Annotated in this window: 19 protein-coding genes; 11 read left to right on the top strand and 8 right to left on the bottom strand. The window is 60.4% G+C overall.

Annotation, left to right across the window (positions count from 1 at the left end):
* Position 1 precedes the first annotated feature (1 nt).
* On the bottom strand, positions 2–487 hold the full coding sequence (locus H045_RS15460) for a YajQ family cyclic di-GMP-binding protein (RefSeq protein WP_003209785.1): 486 nt from the start codon (positions 485–487) through the stop codon (positions 2–4).
* A 123-nt stretch (positions 488–610) separates the two neighbouring features.
* Between H045_RS15460 and H045_RS15465 the strand changes: the two genes are divergently transcribed.
* The 4 genes from H045_RS15465 (at position 611) to H045_RS15480 (ending at position 5521) form a co-directional block, all read left to right on the top strand.
* Complete coding sequence (locus H045_RS15465) at positions 611–1528, top strand: putative 2-dehydropantoate 2-reductase (RefSeq protein WP_015372846.1); 918 nt, start codon at positions 611–613, stop codon at positions 1526–1528.
* 46 nt (positions 1529–1574) lie between these two features.
* Complete coding sequence (locus H045_RS15470) at positions 1575–3608, top strand: sensor histidine kinase (RefSeq protein WP_015372847.1); 2034 nt, start codon at positions 1575–1577, stop codon at positions 3606–3608.
* A gap of 2 nt (positions 3609–3610) precedes the next feature.
* The gene (locus H045_RS15475; RefSeq protein ID WP_003237658.1) at positions 3611–4189 is read left to right on the top strand and encodes a cob(I)yrinic acid a,c-diamide adenosyltransferase; all 579 of its coding nucleotides are present in this window, start codon (positions 3611–3613) and stop codon (positions 4187–4189) included.
* Between the two features lie 72 nt (positions 4190–4261).
* The gene (locus H045_RS15480) at positions 4262–5521 is read left to right on the top strand and encodes an IS256 family transposase (protein ID WP_015372597.1); all 1260 of its coding nucleotides are present in this window, start codon (positions 4262–4264) and stop codon (positions 5519–5521) included.
* Positions 5522–5622: 101 nt separating this feature from the next.
* Here the strand turns inward: H045_RS15480 and H045_RS15485 are convergent, their stop codons facing one another.
* The 3 genes from H045_RS15485 to secA form a co-directional block, all read right to left on the bottom strand.
* On the bottom strand, positions 5623–6567 hold the full coding sequence (locus H045_RS15485) for a Nudix family hydrolase (protein ID WP_015372848.1): 945 nt from the start codon (positions 6565–6567) through the stop codon (positions 5623–5625).
* A gap of 62 nt (positions 6568–6629) precedes the next feature.
* Positions 6630–7847, bottom strand: coding sequence for a bifunctional glutamate N-acetyltransferase/amino-acid acetyltransferase ArgJ (gene argJ / locus H045_RS15490; protein ID WP_015372849.1), 1218 nt, complete (start codon positions 7845–7847; stop codon positions 6630–6632).
* 123 nt (positions 7848–7970) lie between these two features.
* A complete protein-coding gene (gene secA / locus H045_RS15495; protein WP_015372850.1) occupies positions 7971–10706 on the bottom strand; it encodes a preprotein translocase subunit SecA in 2736 nt (911 codons plus the stop codon).
* Positions 10707–11011: 305 nt separating this feature from the next.
* Between secA and H045_RS15500 the strand changes: the two genes are divergently transcribed.
* Positions 11012–11467, top strand: coding sequence for a DUF721 domain-containing protein (locus H045_RS15500; protein WP_003237650.1), 456 nt, complete (start codon positions 11012–11014; stop codon positions 11465–11467).
* Positions 11468–11471: 4 nt separating this feature from the next.
* Here the strand turns inward: H045_RS15500 and H045_RS15505 are convergent, their stop codons facing one another.
* The 3 genes from H045_RS15505 to purU all read right to left on the bottom strand — a co-directional run bounded on the left by H045_RS15505 (position 11472) and on the right by purU (position 14174).
* Entirely contained in the window at positions 11472–12950 is a 1479-nt protein-coding gene (locus H045_RS15505) for a helicase HerA-like domain-containing protein (protein ID WP_015372851.1), read from the bottom strand.
* A 122-nt stretch (positions 12951–13072) separates the two neighbouring features.
* Entirely contained in the window at positions 13073–13243 is a 171-nt protein-coding gene (locus tag H045_RS25290) for a hypothetical protein (protein WP_003237646.1), read from the bottom strand.
* Between the two features lie 82 nt (positions 13244–13325).
* On the bottom strand, positions 13326–14174 hold the full coding sequence (purU, locus tag H045_RS15510) for a formyltetrahydrofolate deformylase (protein WP_003237644.1): 849 nt from the start codon (positions 14172–14174) through the stop codon (positions 13326–13328).
* Positions 14175–14521: 347 nt separating this feature from the next.
* Here purU and mvaT point away from each other — a divergent pair, with 347 nt between their 5' ends.
* Positions 14522–14896, top strand: coding sequence for a histone-like nucleoid-structuring protein MvaT (gene mvaT / locus H045_RS15515; RefSeq protein WP_003237642.1), 375 nt, complete (start codon positions 14522–14524; stop codon positions 14894–14896).
* 90 nt (positions 14897–14986) lie between these two features.
* Here the strand turns inward: mvaT and sbcB are convergent, their stop codons facing one another.
* Positions 14987–16414: an exodeoxyribonuclease I gene (gene sbcB, locus H045_RS15520; protein ID WP_003237640.1), complete on the bottom strand. Its 1428-nt coding sequence runs from the start codon at positions 16412–16414 to the stop codon at positions 14987–14989.
* A gap of 167 nt (positions 16415–16581) precedes the next feature.
* Between sbcB and H045_RS15525 the strand changes: the two genes are divergently transcribed.
* From H045_RS15525 to H045_RS15545, 5 genes are read left to right on the top strand one after another with little or no spacing between them, the layout of a single operon-like run.
* Complete coding sequence (locus H045_RS15525; protein WP_041931521.1) at positions 16582–17274, top strand: RDD family protein; 693 nt, start codon at positions 16582–16584, stop codon at positions 17272–17274.
* Complete coding sequence (locus H045_RS15530) at positions 17271–18251, top strand: stage II sporulation protein M (protein WP_015372853.1); 981 nt, start codon at positions 17271–17273, stop codon at positions 18249–18251. Before H045_RS15525 ends, H045_RS15530 begins: the two co-directional genes overlap by 4 nt.
* Positions 18238–19770 (top strand): DUF4129 domain-containing protein, encoded by a 1533-nt coding sequence (locus H045_RS15535; RefSeq protein ID WP_041931522.1) that lies wholly within the window; start codon positions 18238–18240, stop codon positions 19768–19770. Before H045_RS15530 ends, H045_RS15535 begins: the two co-directional genes overlap by 14 nt.
* Positions 19767–20924, top strand: coding sequence for a DUF4350 domain-containing protein (locus H045_RS15540; RefSeq protein ID WP_015372855.1), 1158 nt, complete (start codon positions 19767–19769; stop codon positions 20922–20924). The genes H045_RS15535 and H045_RS15540 overlap by 4 nt, the downstream gene beginning before the upstream one ends.
* Complete coding sequence (locus tag H045_RS15545; protein ID WP_015372856.1) at positions 20921–21916, top strand: AAA family ATPase; 996 nt, start codon at positions 20921–20923, stop codon at positions 21914–21916. Before H045_RS15540 ends, H045_RS15545 begins: the two co-directional genes overlap by 4 nt.
* The last annotated feature ends 4 nt before the right edge of the window (positions 21917–21920 follow it).

The following is a 21920-nucleotide window of genomic DNA, read 5'->3' on the forward strand; positions in this document are numbered from 1 at the left end:
ATCAGTCGCGGAAGTTATTGAACTGCAGCGGCATGTCGAACGTCTTGGCGCGCAGGGCCGCAATGGCCTCTTGCAGGTCGTCACGTTTCTTGCCGGTGATCCGCACCTGCTCACCCTGAATGGCGGCCTGCACCTTGAGCTTGGCATCCTTGACGTGAGCGACGATCTTCTTCGCCAGCTCCTTGTCGATGCCTTCCTTGAGCACAGCTTCCTGTTTCATCAGCTTGCCGGAGGCGTAGGCGTCCTTGATTTCAAGGCACTGCGCGTCGATCTTGCGCTTGACCAGCGACAGCTTGAGGATCTCGATCATCGCTTCCAGCTGGAAATCGGCTTCAGCGGTCAGGTTGACGGTCAATTCCTTTTCCTTGAACTCGAAGCTGCCCTTGCCTTTCAGGTCATAGCGGCGGTCCAGTTCCTTGACGGCGTTCTCGACGGCGTTGGTGACTTCGTGTTTGTCCAGTTCGGATACCACGTCGAACGAAGGCATGTCATTTCTCCAATATAAGGGGCAGACTCAGTAAAGATGGAGCGCGCCCGAGCTAAAATGCCGGGGCATTATAGCGACTCTTTCGTCCCGTTCATCGCAGTCGACCCAATGGAGCACAAACCGATGCCAACCACCTGGCACATTCTCGGCGCGGGCAGTCTTGGCACCCTCTGGGCCACACGCCTGGCGCGTGCCGGCGTGCCGGTGCGGTTGATTCTGCGCAACAAGGAGCGACTGGAAAGCTACCAGGCAGGGCCTGGACTCACCCTGGTCGAGCAAGGTGTTGCGCACATTTACCCGGTGGGCGCCGAAACGCCCGACAGCCCTGAGCCAATCCATCGCCTGCTGGTGGCATGCAAAGCCTACGACGCACCACGCGCTGTCGCACAACTGCAACACCGTCTTGCGCCGCACGCCGAGCTGATCCTGCTGCAGAACGGCCTGGGCAGCCAAGACACGGTGGCCGCTCAGCAGCCTCACGCCCACTGCATATTCGCCTCCAGCACCGAGGGCGCGTTTCGCGACGGTGAGTGGCGCGTGGTATTCGCCGGGCATGGCTACACCTGGTTGGGGGACGCGGCCAGTCCGACAGCGCCGCCATGGCTGGATGACCTGCACGCTGCCGGTATCCCCCATGAATGGAGCGCCGATATTCTCACGCGCCTGTGGCGCAAGCTGGCGCTCAATTGCGCGGTCAACCCGCTGACAGTGCTTCATCAATGTCGCAACGGTGGCCTGCAGGCGCACCCGCGTGAAGTCGCAACACTGTGCACCGAGTTGGCCGAGCTGCTTGAGTGCTGCGGTCAGCCAGCGGCCGCGCAGGATCTTCACGCTGAAGTGCAACGGGTGATCCAGGCCACTGCCGCCAATTTTTCCTCCATGTATCAGGACGTGGCCAACCTGCGCCGTACCGAAATCAGCTACCTGCTGGGTTACGCCTGCCAGGCTGCCGCCCGCCATCAGTTGCCCGTGCCCCATCTGCGCGCCGTGCAGGCGCGCCTGGTCGAGCAGTTGGTGTCCCGCGGATTGCCCAGCGACTGAGGCACGCGCTACCCTGCCTGCCTGTCTCTTAACGGCGAACACCCTGATGCCCCTGCGCCAGCGTCTTGAAAACCTTCCGGTCGGCCAGAAACTGCTGGCCGCGCTGTTGGTGCTGCTGACCACCGTATTGCTGGTGGCCAACCTCACCTTTATCAGCGCCGCCTACTGGATTTCCCAGGAAAGCATGGCGCCGCAGGCGTTACAGGCCATTGGCCGGTTAGTGTCCAACCCGGCCCTTGCCGCCGAGGCCCTCGAATCGCCGGCCAAGGCCGATGCCCTGCTCAACGAATTGACCAGCTATTCACCACTGCGCGCCGCTGCGCTGTACGACGGCGAAGGTAATCGTCTGGCACAGATGCAACATGGCGACCGCCTGCACCTGCCGGACACCTATCGGCATATCGAGGCGTGGCGCGTCACCGAGTTTCGCAGCAACCAGGTCATCACCCTGCCCCGTCCCGGCCAGGCATCCGGGCATTTGCTGCTGGTGGCCAGCAGCGAACTGCCCGTGGCGTTCTACACCGGCACCCTGACCGCCAGCCTTGGCATCCTGATTTTCAGCGTGCTGTTGTGGCTGGTGATCGCCCGTCAGATCAAGCGGCTGATCACCCGGCCCATTTATGAGCTGGAAGAACTGTCCCGCCAAGTGACGCGCGAAGAGAACTACGCATTGCGCGCCGGGCGCGGCAACCACGACGAAATCGGCAGCCTGGCGGAAGCCTTCAATACCATGTTGTCGCGCATCGAAGCGCGCGAACAGCAGCTCAAGCGCGCCCGGGACGACTCCCAGGCGGCCTATGACCAGGCGCAAGGTCTGGCCGAAGAAACGCGTCACACCAACCGCAAGCTCGAACTGGAAGTGCAGGTTCGCAGCAAGATCGAGAAAAAACTTACCGGTTTCCAGAATTATCTCAACAGCATTATCGACTCAATGCCCTCGGCGCTGATTGCGCTGGATGAGCAACTGTATGTCACCCAATGGAACCAGGAGGCCAGCGCGCTTTCCGGTACGCGCCTGGATGAAGCGCTGAACCAGCCGATCTTCCTCGCGTTCGAGCCGCTCAAGCCGTTTCTGCCGCAGATCAAGGCCACGATCGAGCAGCACGTGGTGGAGCGCATCGAACGCGTCACCTGGATAAAGGATGACGAGCCCAAGCATTACGCCCTCACCTTCTACCCGCTGACGGGCGGCGCGGGACGCGGTGTGGTGATCCGCATCGACGACATCACTCAGCGCCTGTCCCTGGAAGAAATGATGGTGCAGTCGGAAAAAATGCTTTCCGTCGGCGGTCTCGCGGCCGGCATGGCCCATGAAATCAATAATCCGCTGGGCGCGATTCTGCACAACGTGCAGAACATCCGCCGCCGGCTGTCGGCGGACTTGCCGAAAAACCAGGAACACGCCGAACAGGCCGGCATCGAGCTGGCAACGGTCAATCGCTACCTCGAAGGCCGCGAAGTGCCGCAATTGCTCGACGGCATCCAGCAAGCCGGGGCGCGGGCGGCGAAGATCGTCACCCATATGCTCAGCTTCAGCCGCCGCAGCAACCGGCAAATGGCGCCCTGCGACTTGCCCGCGCTGATCGATCAGGCCGTGGAAATCGCCGGCAATGATTTTGACCTGACCATTGGCTTCGACTTCAAGGGGCAGGCGATCATTCGTCAATTCGACCCGCACTTGGGCCCGGTGCCCGGTACTGCCAACGAACTGGAACAAGTGCTGCTCAACCTGCTGAAAAATGCCGCCCAGGCCATTCACCTGCGCGACGACGGCGAGCCGGGGCGGATCATCCTGCGCACCCGCCTCAACCCGCCGTGGGCCGAAATCCAGGTGGAAGATAACGGCATCGGCATGAGCGAAAGCGTGCGCAAGCGCACTTTCGAACCGTTCTTCACCACCAAGGAAATCGGTCAGGGCACCGGGCTTGGGCTGTCGGTGTCGTATTTCATCATCACCAACAACCACAAGGGCCAGATGGAAGTGCATTCCACCTTGGGCCAGGGCACCTGCTTTACCTTGCGCTTGCCTCTGGCCGGCAGCCAATTGTCCCCCACTGCACTTACTCAACTGGAGCAATGACCATGGGCTTTCGCCTGTCGAAGATCTACACCCGCACTGGCGACCAGGGCGAAACCGGCCTGGGCGACGGCCGCCGCGTGCCCAAGGATCACCCGCGCGTGGAGGCCATTGGTGAAGTCGATACGCTGAACAGCCAGTTGGGCCTGCTGCTGGCCACTCTGGAAGAGCAGAGCGGCAAGCACCCGGAACTCAGGGAGGTGATTGAAGTACTGACGCCTTGCCAGCATCGCCTGTTCGACCTCGGCGGCGAGCTGGCGATGCCGGTGTACAAAGCATTGAATGCGGCCGAGGTGGACCGGCTGGAAGCAGCCATTGACCGCTGGAACGAAGAAGTCGGGCCGCTGGAAAACTTCATCCTGCCCGGTGGCTCAGCCTTGATTGCCCAGGCACACGTATGCCGCAGTCTGGCACGCAGCGCGGAGCGTCGGTGTCAGCACCTGAACGCGGTTGAGCCGCTTGAAGGGGTGGGGCTTGCGTATATCAATCGGCTGTCGGATCTGCTGTTTGTGGCGGCGCGAGTGATTGCCAGGCGCCAGAGTGTGGCTGAGGTGCTGTGGCAGGCGGCGGCCAAGCCGCACTGATTATGCAGTGGGTTGTCTGGGGACTGTCATAAATTTTGTGTTCGGGCATAACATGTTGATAGAGGTGCATGTATGCCGACCAAAAAGAAACCGGCCCGTGAGGCCCCGCGAGACCTTCCATCCATTCCCCAAGAGCTGATCGACCAGTTCGTCAGCGGCCCGATGAGTGCCGAAGCCATTCAGGATGCCTCGATGGCGTTCAAAAAGGCGCTGATCGAGCGAGCTCTTGGTGCCGAGTTGGGCCACCACCTTGGCTATCCTCAGGGCGCGGAGCGCCCTGAGGAATCGAGTAACCAGCGCAACGGCAAGAGCGGAAAAACGGTGCTAACCGATGACGGTCCGCTGCGTTTGGACATTCCCAGAGACCGTGATGGAAGCTTTGCTCCGATTCTGATCCCCAAACACGAACGGCGTTTTACCGGCTTCGATGACAAGATTATCGCGATGTATGCCCGAGGCATGACGGTTCGCGAAATCCGGGCGTTTCTCTCTGAACAGTACGGAACAGACGTCTCTCACGATTTCATCAGCTCAGTCACTGACGCAGTGTTGGAGGAGGTTACCGCCTGGCAACAGCGACCGCTTGAACCGATGTACCCGGTAATTTTCTTCGATGCATTGCGAGTCAAAATTCGCGACGAAGGCCTGGTTCGCAACAAAGCGATCTACTTGGCACTGGGAGTATTGCCGGACGGAACGCGAGATATTCTGGGCATTTGGATTGAAACAACCGAAGGCGCCAAATTTTGGATGAAGGTCTTTAACGACCTGAAAACCCGAGGCGTCGAAGACGTCTTGATCGCCGTAACTGACGGTCTCAAAGGCATGCCCGAAGCGCTGAGTGCTGTGTTTCCTGAGACGACGTTGCAGACCTGCATCGTCCACCTGATCCGTAACAGCCTCGATTACGCCCCGTGGGATAAGCGCCGTGAGCTGGCCAAGGCACTGAAACCGATCTATCAAGCACTTAATGCTGACGCCGCAGAACAAGCGCTACTGGCTTTCGAAGCCGGGCCTTGGGGTAAGCAATATCCGACAGTCGTATCGGCTTGGAAGCGTGCTTGGGATCGAGTTATCCCGTTCTTCGTGTTTCCCCCGGCGATACGCAAAGTGATCTACACAACCAATGCCATCGAGAGTATCAATGCCCAGTTGCGCAAGGTCATCAAGACGCGAGGCCACTTCCCAACGGATGAAGCCGCGACAAAGCTAATCTGGCTGGCATTACGAAATATCACCGCGAACTGGGGCAGTGCAGCTCATGATTGGAAGAACGCAATGAATCAATTTGCGATTCTGTACGGAGATCGATTTATCAGGCCGACCTGGTAAAGATAGGGCCTGCCTGACGGCAGGCCTTAACCGGCCCGAACACAAAAAATCTGACACTCTCGTTGTGGCCTCATCGGGAGCAAGCCCCCTCCTGCCACCCCTCAAATCTGTGGCCAGAACGCCCTGATACCCGCCACACCCTGAGCCCCTGCCGCCCACGCCTGCTCCCGCTCGGCAGGCCCTACCCCGCCCAACAGAAATACCGGCTTGCTGAACCCGGCAATCAACTGTGCCGCCTGTTCCCAGCCCAGAGGCTGCGCATCCGGGTGGGTCTGGGTCGGTTGCACGGGCGATAACGTCACAAAATCCACGTCCATCAATTCCGCCAACGCCAGTTCCTCGGCGTTATGGCAGGACGCAGCCAGCCAACGGTCCTTGGGCAACGGCCTTCCTTTGCTCGCGTATTTGCGCAGTTGCGCCGAGGTCACGTGCCAACCCGCCGCAGGAAAATCCCCCAGCCATTCAAATGGCCCCTTGAGCATCAGTTGCGCTTTACCGGCGCACAGCCCCACCGCATCCACCGCCAGGTCGCGGTATTTGGGGTCGTAACCATTGGGGGCGCGCAGTTGAATCAGCTTGATGCCGGAGGCGACAGCCTGCTGGATGCCACGCAACAGCGTCGGGGTTTCCAGCTCGCCGGGGGTGATCAGGTAGTCGGCAGGCAGGCGCGCGGCCGCGACAATCGGCGTGTTGGCTGCGGGAAACGCATAGTTGAGCAGATCCCGAGGAGCCACCCACTCCAGCGGCTGCCCTTCGACGCCGTGAGGCTCGCCGGTAAACGCCGAGACTTCCCAGACATCCAGCAACACCTGCTTGTCCGGATAGTCATGCTGCACCTTGATCAATGGCCGCGCCGTCGTGACCTGAATACCCAACTCTTCCTGCAGTTCGCGGGACAGCGCGGTGGTGACCGACTCTTCAGTCTCCACCTTGCCACCGGGAAACTCCCACAAACCGCCCTGATGCTGGGTGTCGGCACGGCGCGCCAGCAGGATTCTGCCGTCGGCACCGCGGATCACCGCCGCTGCTACATGTACTCGTTTCACGCCACGGCTTCCTCGTGTGGTAACCCCTGCAAGAGCAAGCGCTTACAGGGGGAGGGTCATTTTCAAGTGCGATATTCCGCGTTGATCTTCACGTACTCGTGGGACAGATCAGTGGTCCAGATGGTTTCGCTGCAATCGCCGCGGCCCAGCTCGATGCGGATGGTGATTTCTTCCTGCTGCATCACTGCCGAACCCTGCGCCTCGGTGTAGGTTTCGGCCCGCGCGCCACGGCTGGCGATGCACACTTCACCAAGAAACACGTCGATCTTGCTCACGTCCAGTTCCGGCACGCCGGCGCGGCCGACGGCGGCGAGGATGCGCCCCCAGTTCGGGTCGGAGGCGAACAGTGCAGTCTTGATCAGCGGCGAATGGGCCACGGTGTAACCCACGTCCAGGCATTCCTGATGATTGCCGCCACCATTGACTTCAACGGTGACGAACTTGGTCGCACCTTCACCGTCACGCACGATGGCCTGGGCGACGTCCATGCACACTTCAAACACCGCCTGTTTCAACGCTGCGAACAGCGGGCCGGTGGCGTCGGTGATTTCCGGCAGGTTGGCCTGGCCGGTGGCAATCAGCATGCAGCAGTCGTTGGTCGAGGTATCGCCATCGATGGTGATGCGGTTGAACGACTTGTTGGCGCCGTCCAGGATCAGGCTGTGCAGAACGTTGCGCGACACCTTGGCGTCGGTGGCAATGTAGCCGAGCATGGTGGCCATGTTCGGGCGGATCATGCCCGCGCCCTTACTGATGCCGGTGACCGTGACGGTCACGCCGTCATGCACGAACTGGCGGCTCGCGCCCTTGGGCAGGGTGTCGGTGGTCATGATGCCGGTGGCTGCTGCCGCCCAGTTATCCACAGACAAATCATCCAGCGCGGCCTGCAAGGCTCCTTCGATTTTCTCGACCGGCAGTGGCTCGCCGATCACGCCGGTGGAGTAAGGCAGCACCTGGCTGGCATCCACGCCGGTCAATTGCGCAAGCTTTGCGCAGGTGCGCGCAGCGGCAACCAGGCCGGGCTCGCCCGTACCGGCATTGGCATTGCCGGTGTTGGTCAGCAGGTACCGAATCGGGCCGGCTACGCGCTGTTTGGCCAGAATGACGGGCGCTGCACAAAACGCATTGAGGGTAAACACGCCAGCGACGGTCGAACCCTCGGCACAGCGCATCACTACCACATCCTTGCGACCCGGACGCTTGATGCCGGCCGAAGCAATACCGAGCTCAAAACCGGCCACCGGGTGCAATGTGGGCAAAGGACCAAGACCAACAGCCATGAATGCGCTCCTCAACAATAGATGATGTCTGTGCCGTCTTGATTGACGGTGAGATTAATTGCAAAACGCCGCGACGGCAGAGGCCGGTCGCGGCGCGGGGTGCTGCAGCGTCAGGCGCAAATCCTAGTTGATTTCGCCGTGGCAGTGTTTGTACTTCTTGCCCGAACCGCACCAGCACAGTTCGTTGCGGCCCAGCTTCTGATCGTTGCGCACCGGGGTTTGCGCCAGGGCTACATCGATCTCTTCGCCAAGCACTTGCGGCGCGTCCAGGCCCGGTGCCTCGTCATGCTGGAACTGCATGCGCGCGGCCAGTGCCTCGGCTTCCTCGCGCAGACGCGCCTCCTCTTCGATCGGGTCTTCGCGACGCACCTGAACGTGGGACAGCACGCGAATCGAATCGCGCTTGATCGAATCGAGCAACTCGGAGAACAGCGTGAACGACTCGCGCTTGTACTCCTGCTTCGGGTTCTTCTGGGCATAGCCGCGCAAGTGGATACCGTGACGCAGGTGGTCCATGGTCGACAGGTGGTCTTTCCACAGGTCGTCCAGCACGCGCAGTACTATCTGTTTCTCGAACGTGCGCAGGGCTTCGGCGCTCGCCTGCTCTTCTTTCTCGTTATACGCGGCCAAAAGCTCTGTCATCAGCTTCTCGCGCAGCGTCTCTTCGTACAGGTGATCGTCTTCGTCCAGCCATTGCTGAACCGGCAGGTCGACACCGAAGTCGCTCTTGAGCGCCGCTTCCAGACCGGCAACGTCCCACTGCTCAGGCAGGGACTGTGGCGGAATGTGTGCGGCCACGGTGGCGTTGAGCACATCCTGACGGAAGTCGGCAATGGTCTCGCCAATGTTGTCGGCGGCCAGCAACGTGTTACGCATGTGATAAATCACTTTACGCTGTTCGTTGTTGACGTCGTCGAACTCGAGCAGTTGCTTGCGGATGTCGAAGTTGCGCCCTTCAACCTTGCGCTGGGCCTTCTCGATGGCGTTGGTCACCATGCGGTGCTCGATCGCCTCGCCGGATTGCATGCCCAGGGCCTTCATGAAGTTTTTCACGCGGTCCGAGGCGAAGATACGCATCAGGCTGTCTTCCAGGGACAGGTAGAAACGGCTGGAACCGGCGTCACCCTGACGACCGGCACGGCCGCGCAACTGATTGTCGATACGACGCGATTCATGACGCTCGGAAGCGATCACCTGCAGGCCACCGGATTCCAACACGGCCTGATGGCGTTTCTGCCAGTCGGCCTTGATCTGGGCGACCTGCTCGGGCGTCGGGTCGTCCAGCGAAGCCACTTCCACTTCCCAGTTGCCGCCCAACAGGATGTCGGTACCACGACCGGCCATGTTGGTGGCGATGGTCAGCGCGCCTGGGCGACCGGCCTGGGCGATGATCTCGGCCTCCTTTTCGTGGAATTTGGCGTTGAGGACCTTGTGCTCGATGCCTTCCTTGTTGAGCAGGTTGGACACATGCTCGGACGTCTCGATGGTCGCGGTGCCCACCAGGATCGGGCGGCCCTGGGCCATGCCGTCCTTGATGTCGTTGATGATCGCCGCGTATTTCTCTTCGGCGGTCAGGAACACCAGGTCGTTGAAGTCCTTGCGCGCCAGCGGCTTGTTCGGCGGGATAACCACCACCGACAGACCGTAGATCTGATGGAATTCGAAGGCTTCGGTGTCGGCCGTACCGGTCATGCCGGACAGCTTGTTGTACAGACGGAAGTAGTTCTGGAAGGTGGTGGACGCCAACGTCTGGCTTTCGGCCTGGATGTTGAGCACTTCCTTGGCCTCGATGGCCTGGTGCAGGCCCTCGGACAGGCGACGACCCGGCATGGTACGGCCGGTGTGTTCGTCAACCAGCACGACCTGGCCGTCCTGGACGATGTATTCGACGTTGCGGTGGAACAGTTTGTGGGCACGCAGGCCGGCATACACATGGGTCAACAGGCCCAGGTTGTGCGCCGAATAGAGGCTCTCGCCTTCAGCCAGCAGGCCGATCTGGGTCAGCATGTCTTCTACATACTGGTGACCGGCTTCATTGAGTTCGACCTGGCGGGTCTTCTCGTCGATGGTGAAGTGACCTTCTTTGGTCACCACGCCTTCCACTTCCTCGATGTGTTGTTCCAGGCGCGGGATCAACTTGTTGATCTCGGTGTACAGACGCGAGCTGTCTTCGGCCTGGCCGGAGATGATCAGCGGGGTACGGGCTTCGTCGATCAGGATGGAGTCGACTTCGTCGATCACGGCAAAATTGAGTTCGCGCTGGAATTTTTCTTCCATGCTGAACGCCATGTTGTCGCGCAGGTAGTCGAACCCGAATTCGTTGTTGGTGCCGTAGGTGATGTCGGCGGCGTAGGCGGCGCGCTTCTCTTCCGGCGGCTGGAACGGCGTGACTACGCCGACGGTGAGGCCGAGGAATTCATACAGCGGACGCATCCAGTTGGCGTCCCGGCGGGCCAGGTAGTCGTTCACGGTCACAACGTGCACGCCCTTGCCGGACAGTGCGTTGAGGTAAACGCCCAGTGTCGCCACCAGGGTCTTGCCTTCACCGGTACGCATTTCGGCGATCATGCCTTCATGCAAGGTCATGCCGCCGATCAACTGGACGTCGAAGTGGCGCATGCCCATTACGCGCTTGCCAGCTTCACGGGCAACCGCAAAGGCTTCGGGCAGCAGTTTGTCGAGGGTTTCACCTTTGGCTATGCGGGCCTTGAACTCTTGGGTCTTGGCGCGCAATTGCTCGTCGGAAAGGGCAACCATCTGCTCTTCGAAAGCATTGACCAGCTGCACCGTCTTGAGCATGCGTTTGACTTCGCGCTCATTCTTGCTTCCAAAAAGTTTCTTTAACAAAGGCGCAAACATATCGGCAGGTTCTTCCACACATAGGGATGGAGGGCGCACCGTCAGTGGCCCGAGCAGCCCTCACGGCCGCATGCGAACGCGCATTCTACCCGGAAACGTGGGTGAGGAAAGTGGCGTTGTTCCCAGATGCTGGCATGAGGCTGTGAGAGGGCCTGTTTAAAATAAGGGCTTTTGCGCGAACTTCAACCCGTCAGGTGCAGAAGTTACTTATTGATTTCACGGGAAAAGCCGTGCATCGGCATTGCCCGGGGCCGCCTGGGTGCTTTCTGTTAAGATGGCCGCTCTGTTACTTAAGGTGTCCGCTCATGGCATTTCGCCCTCTCACAGCCCGCGCACCCAGCGTGTTGCTTCGCGAAGCCAAGCCGTTGAAAGCCATCTTCGGCCACGCCCAACGCCTGGGCCACCTGCAACGCCTGCTCGAAAGCCAACTGCAACCGGCCGCACGCGAACATTGTCACGTGGCGTCCTGGCGTGAAGGCAATTTGCTGCTGATCGTCACCGACGGCCATTGGGCGACCCGCCTGCGCTACCAGCAAAAACGCCTGCAGCGGCAATTGATGGTATTTGATGAGTTCGCCAGCCTGACGCGCATCCAGTTCAAGGTACAGCCGCCTACCGTGCAGCAAGGTGCGGTCGGCCATACGATGGATCTGTCGGAGAATGCCGCCGAAACCATCCAGGCCACGGCCGACGGGATCAGCGATCCAGGCTTGCGCGCGGCGCTGGAACGGCTCGCCGCCCACGCCAGGCCCAAGGCCTGAGCCGCTACTTGCGCTTGCTGCCGCCGAGCAACGAGCCCAGTAAACCGCGCACCAACTGCCGCCCTATTTGATTGGCGGCCTGCTGCATCGCGGATTTGAGCGCCTTGCCTGCCGCCGTTCCCAGAAACGCGCCGGCCTTGTCGGTGAAGCTCGGTTCCTGAGCTGCAGGCGCAGACGCTGCGCCTGGCCCCAGCGCCTTGCGTGCCATCAGCACTTCATAGGCGGATTCGCGATCAATCGGTTTGTCATAGCGGCCTTGCAGGGGCGAACTGGCGATCAGCGCCGCACGCTCGACCTCGCTGAGCGGGCCGATCCGCGATTGTGGCGGCGCCACCAGCACCCGCTGGACCACCTCCGGCGTGCCCTTTTCCTGCAAGGTGCCGACCAACGCCTCACCCGTGCCCAGCTCCGTCAGCACCGTTAAGGCATCGAACGCCGGATTCGCACGGAAACCCTCAGCCACGGCGCGCAGCGATTTCTGCTCTTTAGTGGTGAACGCACGCAGGCCGTGCTGGATACGCAGGCCGAGCTGCGCGAGCACGGTGTCAGGCAGATCCCCTGGGGACTGCGTGACGAAATACACGCCAACGCCTTTGGAGCGAATCAACCGCACCACTTGCTCCAGGCGATCCTGCAAGGCCTTGGGGGTATCGGCAAACAACAAATGGGCCTCATCGAAGAACAGTGCCAGCAACGGCTTTTCGGCATCGCCGCGCTCCGGCAATTGTTCGAACAGTTCCGCCAGGAGCCATAACAGGAACGTGGCGTACACCTTCGGTGCTTCATGCACGAGGCGGCTGGCATCCAATAGATGAATACGGCCACGGCCATCTGCTGCGGGCTGCAAGATATCTTCAAGTTGCAACGCGGGCTCGCCGAACAAGGCGTCGGCGCCCTGCTGTTCCAGCACCGCCAGACGTCGCAGCAGCGCCTGGCTGGAGCCCGTGTTCATCAATGCCGCGTCATCGCCCAGCAGTTGCGGGTGATAGTGCAGGTGATTGAGCAGCGCCTTGAGATCCTTGAGGTCCAGCAGCAACAGGCCTTCGCGGTCGGCCACCTTGAACGCGGCGTACAGCGCCGACTGCTGGCTGTCGGTGAGTTCCAACAGGCTGCCGAGCAGGAGCGGGCCCATTTCGCTGATGGTGGTGCGCAATGGATGACCGGACTGGCCGTGGATATCCCACAGCGTGACGGGGTAAGCCTTGGCGGTGTAATTAATGAAAGGCATGCCGGCGATACGCTCGGCCACCTTGCCCTGGGGATTGGCGGCGGCGCCCAGGCCACAGAGGTCACCTTTGATGTCGGCGGCAAATACCGCCACACCCGCATCGCTGAACGCTTCCGCCAGGCGCTGCAAGGTGACGGTCTTGCCAGTGCCCGTGGCTCCGGCAATCAATCCGTGACGATTGGCCAGGCGCATGGGCTGGGCGATGGGCTGGCCGTCTGAGTCGGCACCGATAAGCAGTTGTGTGGAATCAGGCATTTCGTCACCCATGGTTGATCTCCAATGCCGCAGGTAGGCGCTTGGAATATTAAGACATTAGCGGCCCCTTCAAGCGATGAATAAAAATCTGCGCTTGAAGGGTGGGCAACGTTCGACCCTCATCAGTCTTTTTCAGGCTCGGGCTTGCTGCGCTCGCGTTCCCATAACTGGGCGGCACCGGGAAAATCCGTGCCGTCTTCACTGTTCAGTTCATCCGGGTCATAACGGCTCAAACAGCCTTCGCCCAGGGTCGCCGGGGCCTTTGCGGTGGCTTTGTCCAAAGGGTCATTCATGACTCAATCCTCGACGTTCAGGCAAAGAAAAAGGGCCTGGGACGATTTAACGCCCAGGCCCTCGATTCTTCAATCGCCGTGATCAGAACACGACCGTCTTGTTGCCATGCACCAGCACGCGATCTTCCAGGTGATAACGCAGGCCACGGGCCAGCACCATCTTCTCGACGTCACGGCCGAAACGCACCATGTCTTCAATGCTGTCGCTGTGGCTGACACGCACCACGTCCTGCTCGATGATCGGGCCAGCATCCAGCTCTTCGGTGACGTAGTGACAGGTTGCGCCAATCAACTTCACGCCGCGCAGGGATGCCTGATGATAAGGCTTGGCACCCACAAACGAGGGCAGGAAGCTGTGGTGAATGTTGATCACCCTGCCGGCGTATTCACGGCACAGTTCCGGCGGCAGGATTTGCATGTAGCGCGCCAGCACCACCACGTCGGCTTCATGCTGCCCAACCAGACGGGAAACCTCGGCGAACGCCGGCTCCTTGTCCTGCGGGTTGACCGGCACGTGGTAATACGGGATGCCATGCCACTCGACCATGCTGCGCAGGTCGTCATGGTTGGAGATCACGCAGGCAATCTCGCAGTCCAGCTCATCGCTGTGCCAGCGGTGCAGCAAGTCGGCCAGGCAGTGGGACTCACGGCTGGCCATCAGCACCACACGTTTTTTCTGCTCGGTGTCCGTGATATGCCAGGTCATCGAAAACTCTTCGGCAATCGGCGCAAACGCCTCGCGGAAGGCTTGCAGACCAAAGGGAAGCGTGTCGGCACGTATTTCGTGACGCATGAAAAACCAACCGCTGAGATCGTCCGAGTGATGGCTCGCCTCGGTGATCCAACCGTTATGGGAGGCCAGAAAGTTACTGACTTTGGCAACGATGCCAACCCGGTCCGGGCAAGCAATCACCAGCCGAAAAGTGCGCATTAGGGGGAAACTCCAGAACTTCGCAAAGGCCGCCATTCTAGCGATTGCGCAGAAAAACTGCAGTATTCCTTCACGCTTATTCTGCGCTACGCTCTGCCGGTGCCCCTTAATTGTGTAAGGTTTTACCGCATTTACTTAAATCTACAACCTCACGCGTGGGCAGTAAGCGGGACATTAATCAGAAGGTCGTTGCGCATACCGCTACTTATTAACTCGATTGCATCGCGTGGCTGCTTACATTCAGAGTAATTCACCCGAATACACGCTTAAATGTTTACTTGAGCAAATTGCCTGACTATTATTGGCGCACTGTCCCTGTCATCAGCGTTCTACATAAGGTAGTCCACATGTCCCTGATCAACGAATACCGCGCCACCGAAGAAGCCATCAAAGAGCTGCAAGCCCGTTTGAAGAATCTGTCCCAAGACGACAAACTGAAAACCGAGCTGGAATTTGAAGGCAAACTGCGCACCTTGATGGGTGAATACTCCAAGTCCCTGCGCGACATCATCGCGCTGCTCGATCCAGAGTCGAAAGTTAAAGCACCGCGTGGCGCTGTGAAAACTACCGGCACCAAACGTGCTCGCAAGGTCAAGCAATACAAAAACCCGCACAACGGTGAAGTGATTGAAACCAAAGGTGGCAACCACAAGACGCTGAAAGAGTGGAAAGCCAAGTGGGGCGGTGACGTGGTTGAAGGTTGGTCCACTCTGCTCGGCTAAGCCTTGCCAGGTCCTGCCTGATTTGCGACACCCTGAAACGCCAGCTTGCTGGCGTTTTTTTATTGCCGAAACAATTGCGCAATTATTTTCCTACAGATTCATCCGCTGCGCTAAAGCATCGACATACTCTTGCCATTGATCCAGCACCTCACGCTGAATCGATGTAGCACTAATCATCAACTCTCGTCGCGCAAGATTAAATGATTCCAGGGTATTGGGAGCGCCCCATTGTGCGTCCGACAAACGTTGCTGACAGAAAAGTTTCCAGCGTTGTTGCTCCTCGTGACTCAAGGTTTCAGCAAAGTTACGGGCGCGGTAGCGAAATAACAATTCCGGTAAACGGTGATCATCAAAGGGCCACTGTTGACGGGCGAGTTGTGCAGGTTCTGCGGCCCTGACTTGTTCACACAAGCGGCGGTCGCGGTCGCCGATAAAACCAGCGTACAGCTGCTGCTCGGGATCTTCATTTGCGGCAAAATCGTCCTCGGCATAAATAGCCATCAACTTGTCACGCCATACATCCTGTGCGTCAGTTAGCCGCAGCGCGCGTGCTTGATAACTGTCCATATCCAACTGCAACCGCTCACAGTCCTGGGCACGCAGCACACTCAAAGGGGCGACCACCGGACAACGGTTGATATGCACCAACTTGAGCGGCACAGGCAGTTCGCCCTCGGCCAGTTCGTCGCGGCGCGTATAGAGACGCTGACGTAAAGTTTCAGCGTCCAGCGCAAGCAGCCCCTGTGGATCGAGCCCCAGGTCGCACACGATCAAGGCATTGCGGTTGCGCGGGTGCCAGGCCAGCGGCAGCACCACACCCAGATAGTGACGCTCGGCGGAAAAGCGCCCGGAGATATGTACCATCGGCTGCAGCAGGCGTACCTGGTCCATGACGCGTTGCTTGCTGCGCAGTTGAAAGAGCCAGTCGAACAGCTTGGGCTGTTTCTTACGGACCAGGCGAGCCAGTGCAATCGTGGCGCGTACGTCTGACAACGCATCGTGCGCCTGGCCATGATCAATCCCGTTGGCCTGCGTCAGGCGATCAAGCTTGAGGGTGACGCGCCCGTCCTGTTCGGGCCAGGTGATCCCTTCGGGGCGCAACGCGTAGGCCGTGCGGACCACATCGATCAAGTCCCAGCGGCTGTTGCCGCCCTGCCATTCCCGCGCATAAGGGTCGAAAAAATTGCGGTAAAGGCTGTACCGCGTCATTTCATCATCAAACCGCAAGGTGTTGTAACCGGCGCCACAGGTGCCGGGGGCTGCCAGCTGCGCGTGCACACGGGTCATGAAGTCGGCCTCGGCCAGGCCCTTTTGCGCCAGTATCGCAGGCGTGATGCCTGTAATGGCACAGGCTGCCGGATGAGGCAGGATATCGTCGCTTGGCAGGCAAAACAGGTTGACCGGCGCGTCTATCTCGTTGAGGTCGTGATCGGTACGAATACCGGCGACCTGAAGAGGGCGATCGCTGCGAGGATTGATGCCGGTGGTTTCATAGTCGTACCAGAAAATCGAGGTCACGGGCCATTCCTGAGCTGAAGATTGCTAAAGTCTAGGCGCTGCAAGGCGTCCACAGCCAGCGCAAAATCGGCTGTACAAACATCCAGCAAAATCTTGGATGGTTGCTTCCGCCGCCGACGCTGCTAGCATCCGTGTCTTCCAGCCGCTCCGCACTGCCAGGGATCGCGATGCAATCAGCCCCATTGGACACCCGCTACCAGATCGAGACCCCGGAAGGCATCGACCTGCCCCTGCGTCCCGCCGGCCTGCTGCCACGGGCACTGGCCTTTGCCTTCGACCTGGGCGTACGCGGGCTGGCCATGGGTATCCTGCTGGTGCCCTTGGCGCTGTTGGGCAATATCGGCATCGGCCTGGGTTCGCTGCTGCTGTTTCTGGTCAGTTGGTGGTACATGGTGCTGTTCGAAGTGCTTAACCAGGGCTCCTCACCCGGCAAGCAAGTCATGGGCTTGCGCGTGGTGCAGGATGACGGCACCCCCATCGGATGGTCCGCCTCGCTTATCCGCAACCTGCTGCGCTTTGTCGACATGCTGCCTTTCGGCTACTTTTTTGGCGCCGTCAGTTGCCTGCAACATCCCCATTTCAAACGACTCGGCGATCTCGCCGCCGGTACGCTGGTGATTTATCGCCAACAGCCGGCGGCCCGCCCCAAAATACCCCAAGCCGCGCCTTTGGGCCTGCCCTTCACTCTGGAGCTCAACGAACAACGGGCCATCCTTGGATTCGCCGAGCGCCAGGGTGAACTGTCAGCAGAGCGAGTGCACGAACTGGCGTCCATCCTCGCAATGCCCCTGCAGGTGCCAGCGGCGCGCGCCGCAGAGCAACTCAATGGCGTTGCGCGTGGCTTATTGGGGCCGACATGAAGCAGAGCCTGTTCGAAAGCCGTCACCAACCGCAGTGGCAAGCCTTTGCCGAACAACTGAAGCAGTTGGAGCAAGGCAAGCGCAAGGCTGGCGATATGGCCGACTTTCCCCATCAGTACCGGCGCCTTTGCCAGCACCTGGCCCTGGCCCAGGAGCGCGGCTACAGCAGTTACCTGGTCGACCCGCTGCAACAACTGGCATTGCGCGGCCACCAGCAACTGTACCGGCATCGCAGCCGTTTGACCGCGAACATACTGAGCTTCGTATTGGCCGATTTTCCCCGACTGGTACGCGAGCAGTGGCGCTTCGTATTGATCGCCGGGCTGCTGTTCTTCGGCAGCCTGGTGGTGGTTGCGCTGCTGGTGTACCTGTTTCCCGAGTTGGTCTACAGCATTGTCAGCCCGCAGCAGGTCGCCGAGATGCAAGGCATGTATGACCCTGAGGCCAGTCGCCTGGGACGCCTTGCCGACCGCGCCGCCAGTGAAGACTGGATGATGTTCGGTTACTACGTGATGCATAACATCGGGATTGCCTTTCAGACGTTTGCCGCCGGCTTGCTGTTCGGGCTGGGCAGCGTGTTTTTCCTGATCTACAACGGCTTGATCATCGGCGCCATCTCCGGACACCTCACTGAAATCGGCTACGGCCAGACCTTCTGGTCGTTCGTTATCGGCCATGGCGCTTTCGAACTCACTGCCATCGCCCTCGCCGGCGCGGCCGGTCTGCAACTGGGCTGGGCACTGATCGCGCCCGGGCGCCTCACACGCGCCGAATCGCTGCGACTGGCGGCGCGCAAAAGCATGCAGATGCTCTGCGGCGTCATGCTATTGCTGCTGATTGCGGCGTTTATCGAAGCGTACTGGTCGTCCTCCACCACCACGGCCGCCTGGATCAAGTACCTGGTGGGCGCCGTGCTGTGGCTGCTGGTGGCCGCTTACCTGACATTGACCGGACGGACCCGCCATGCGCCTGAGTGACGCAAGCTGCGTGATTCGCCCGCGCACGCCCTGGGAAGCCATGGACCTTGGCGTACTCATGGCCCGTGAGCACCGTTTGCTGCTGATGGCCAGCTGGGCGATTGTAAGCTTGCCGCTATTCATTTTACTTAGTGCCGTGTTTTGGAAATATCCGTCCACCGCTGTGCTTGTTTTCTGGTGGCTGAAACCGGCGTTCGACCGCTTGCCGCTGTACATCCTGTCCAAATCTTTGTTTGGCGAGACTCCCAGCGTCAAGCAGGTCGTACGCCAGTGGCCGCGTCTGCTCAAAGGCCAGTTGTTGAGCAGCTTGATCTGGCGACGGCTCAGCCTGAGTCGCAGCTTTGTGATGCCCGTCAGCCAGCTCGAAGGACTCGATGGCGACGCGCGTCAGAAACGCCTGGGTGTGCTGCTGCAGCGCAACGGTGGAGCCGCACGCTGGCTCACCCTGCTTGGGATGTGCCTTGAAATAACGCTGTGGTTCGGCGCCATGGCATTGTTTTACCTGCTCATCCCCCAGCAGATCGAGCTGGATTGGGACTGGCAACGCCTGGCACAGGCGAGCGGTTCGCAAGCGCTGTGGCTGGAGCACATGAGCAACGCGTTCTATGCATTGATCCTGGTGTTCTGGGAACCGATCTACGTCGCCTGCGGTTTCAGCCTGTACCTCAACCGCCGGACCGTACTCGAGGCCTGGGACCTGGAGCTGGTCTTCCGCCGCCTTCGAGACCGCTTGGGCAGCGTCGCGCCGCTGTTGCTGCTGGTTGCAGGTCTGATGCTGGCGCCCCTCTTCAGCCAGTCGTCCATGGCGGCTGACGCCAGCCCGTCCAAACCGGTCAGCACCCAGGCCGCCAGCCAATCGATCAAGACCTTGCTGGAAAAGCCACCTTTCAAGAATCCAGAGACTGTCACGCGCTATCGTTTCGGCGAAGAAAAAACTGCGGTAAAAAACCAGGCGCGTGGCGATGGCAAACTTCCCGCCTGGCTTGAGGCACTGCTGGACAACTTCAACAGCAGCAGCTTCAAACATCTGGCTCGGGGCCTCGAAGTCCTGTTGTGGAGTTTGCTGGCGGGCGGCGTGGCGCTGCTGGTCTGGCGTTATCGCGACTGGCTGCGCACCTTTGTCAGCCGGCGCGGGCCGCTCAATCTCGACACCGACTTGCCTGTGCCCACGCAATTGTTCGGCCTCGCGGTAGGCGCCGAGACCCTGCCCGACGATATCGCCAGCGCCGCCGCGCAACTGTGGCCCACTCAACCACGTGAGGCCCTCGGACTGCTCTACCGTGGCCTGCTCAGCCGATTGCTGCACGACTTCAACCTGCCGCTGACAAACGCCGATACCGAGGGCCAGGTGCTGGAGCGCATTGAACACTTGCAACAACCAGACCTGCTTTCCTTCAGCAACGACCTGACTCGCCATTGGCAAAACCTCGCCTACGGTCACCGGCTGCCTCCCGCGTTTGCACAACAACAGCTGTGCAGCGATTGGCGCAGCTTGTTCAACGCAGGTGCTGCCCAATGAACCGGCCATTGCTGTGGGTGGGATTGCTACTGGCATGTCTGCTTGGGGCCGGCGGGTTGTTTCTGTGGAGCAAAGCCATTCCGTATGACGAAGTCGTCGACCGCGGCCCCTCGCCGGAGGCGCTGGCCAATCCCTACCTTGCGGCAGAACAGTTCCTGCGCCGGCAAGGCCTTGTGGTTGAGCATGCCAATGGCCTGGATAGGCTCGCCGACCTTCCCGCCGAGGGTAATAGCCTGTTGCTGCTGGGCGAGCGCGGCAACATGACCCCACGTCAGGCAGATCAACTATTGGACTGGGCGAGGTCAGGCGGACACCTGTTACTGGTCGCCGAAGCGCTCTGGGATGACGAGACCGATAAAAGCGGCGACTTGCTGCTCGATCGACTGCACCTCCATCAGTTGTTGAGTGACGAGCCCGAGGAACCGGCTCCCGCGCGCAAGCAGAACACGCCAGACCTGACCAAACTCTATGTCGACAATGAAACCGCACCGGCTTATTTCAGTTTCGACACCGACTTCAACTTGACCGACCCCAGGCATCTGGCCCAGTTTTCCGCCAACAGCGCCAGGGCCAGCCACCTGATGCAGCTCAATCTGGGGCAAGGCCGAGTCACGGTAGTCACCGACAGCGACCTTTGGAAAGCCCCCATAATCGGCCAACACGATAACGCCTGGCTGCTGTGGTACCTGAACCAGGACACGACCGTCACGTTGCTGCTCAACAGTGATGTCGACAACCTGCTCAGCCTGCTGATGCGCTACTTCCCCCAGGCCCTGGTAGCGCTTGCCGCGCTGATTGCCCTGGCACTCTGGCAGGCAGGCATGCGCCAGGGACCGGTGCAGGCGCCGACACCCAGAGCGCGTCGGCAATTGCAGGAACACCTGAAGGCCAGTGCGGACTTTCTGCTGCGCCGCAGTGGCCAGCGCACACTGTTGCAGGCCTTGCAGCGCGATATCCTGCGCGCCGCGCGGCGCCGCCACACCGGCTTTGAACACCTCGATAACGCGGCCCAGTGTCAGGTCCTCGAACACCTCACTCGCCAACCTCCTCACGCCATCAGCCAGGCCCTCGGGCCACTTGCGGCAAAACGGCTTTCCAGCGCCGATTTCAGCCGTCAGGTGGCGTGCCTGCAAACCCTCAGGAATGCCCTATGAGTGAATTTCCCAGCGCCACGCCCCTGACCAGCGCCACCTTGCTACAGGCCAGCGACTTGGCCAACGCTTTGCGCGTTGAACTGCGCAAGGCGGTGATTGGCCAGGACGTGGTGATTGATGACGTACTGACGGCATTGATTGCCGGCGGCCACATATTGCTTGAGGGCGTGCCGGGGTTGGGCAAGACGTTGCTCGTTCGCGCATTGGCCCGCTGCTTCGACGGTGATTTCGCACGTATCCAGTTCACCCCCGACCTGATGCCCAGCGACGTTACCGGTCACGCCGTCTACGACCTGCACACCGAACAATTCAAGCTGCGCAAGGGTCCGCTGTTCACTCACCTGCTGCTGGCCGACGAAATCAACCGCGCGCCCGCCAAAACCCAGGCGGCGCTGCTCGAGGCCATGCAGGAACGCCAAGTGACCCTGGAGGGCGAAGCGCTGCCCATCGGCCAGCCATTCATGGTGCTGGCCACTCAGAACCCCATTGAGCAGGAAGGTACTTATCCGTTGCCGGAAGCCGAACTGGACCGCTTCATGCTGAAGATTCGCATGGACTACCCGGATGCTCGGCAGGAACTGGACATGGTGCGCGAAGTCACGCGCTCCTCGCGTGCCGACATGCTGGATATACAACCGCTGCGTACCGTGCTGCAAGCTGCGGATGTGCTGCACCTGCAGCAGGTCGCTACTGAAATGCCGCTGGATGAGCAGGTGCTCGACTATGCCGTGCGCCTGGCTCGCGCCACCCGCAGTTGGCCCGGGCTGACCATCGGTGCGGGCCCGCGTGCCTCCATTGCCCTGGTCAGCGGCGCCCGCGCACGCGCCCTGTTGCGCGGCGGCGAGTTTGTCACCCCGGACGATATCAAGAGCTGCGCCATGGCAGTGCTTCGTCACCGGGTACGAATCGCTCCCGAACTGGACATCGATGGGCTGGACGTAGACCAGGTGCTCAAGCAACTGCTGGATCAGATTCCAGCACCGAGGCAATGAGCCA

This window comes from Pseudomonas poae RE*1-1-14 (assembly GCF_000336465.1).
Taxonomy (GTDB): domain Bacteria; phylum Pseudomonadota; class Gammaproteobacteria; order Pseudomonadales; family Pseudomonadaceae; genus Aquipseudomonas; species Aquipseudomonas poae.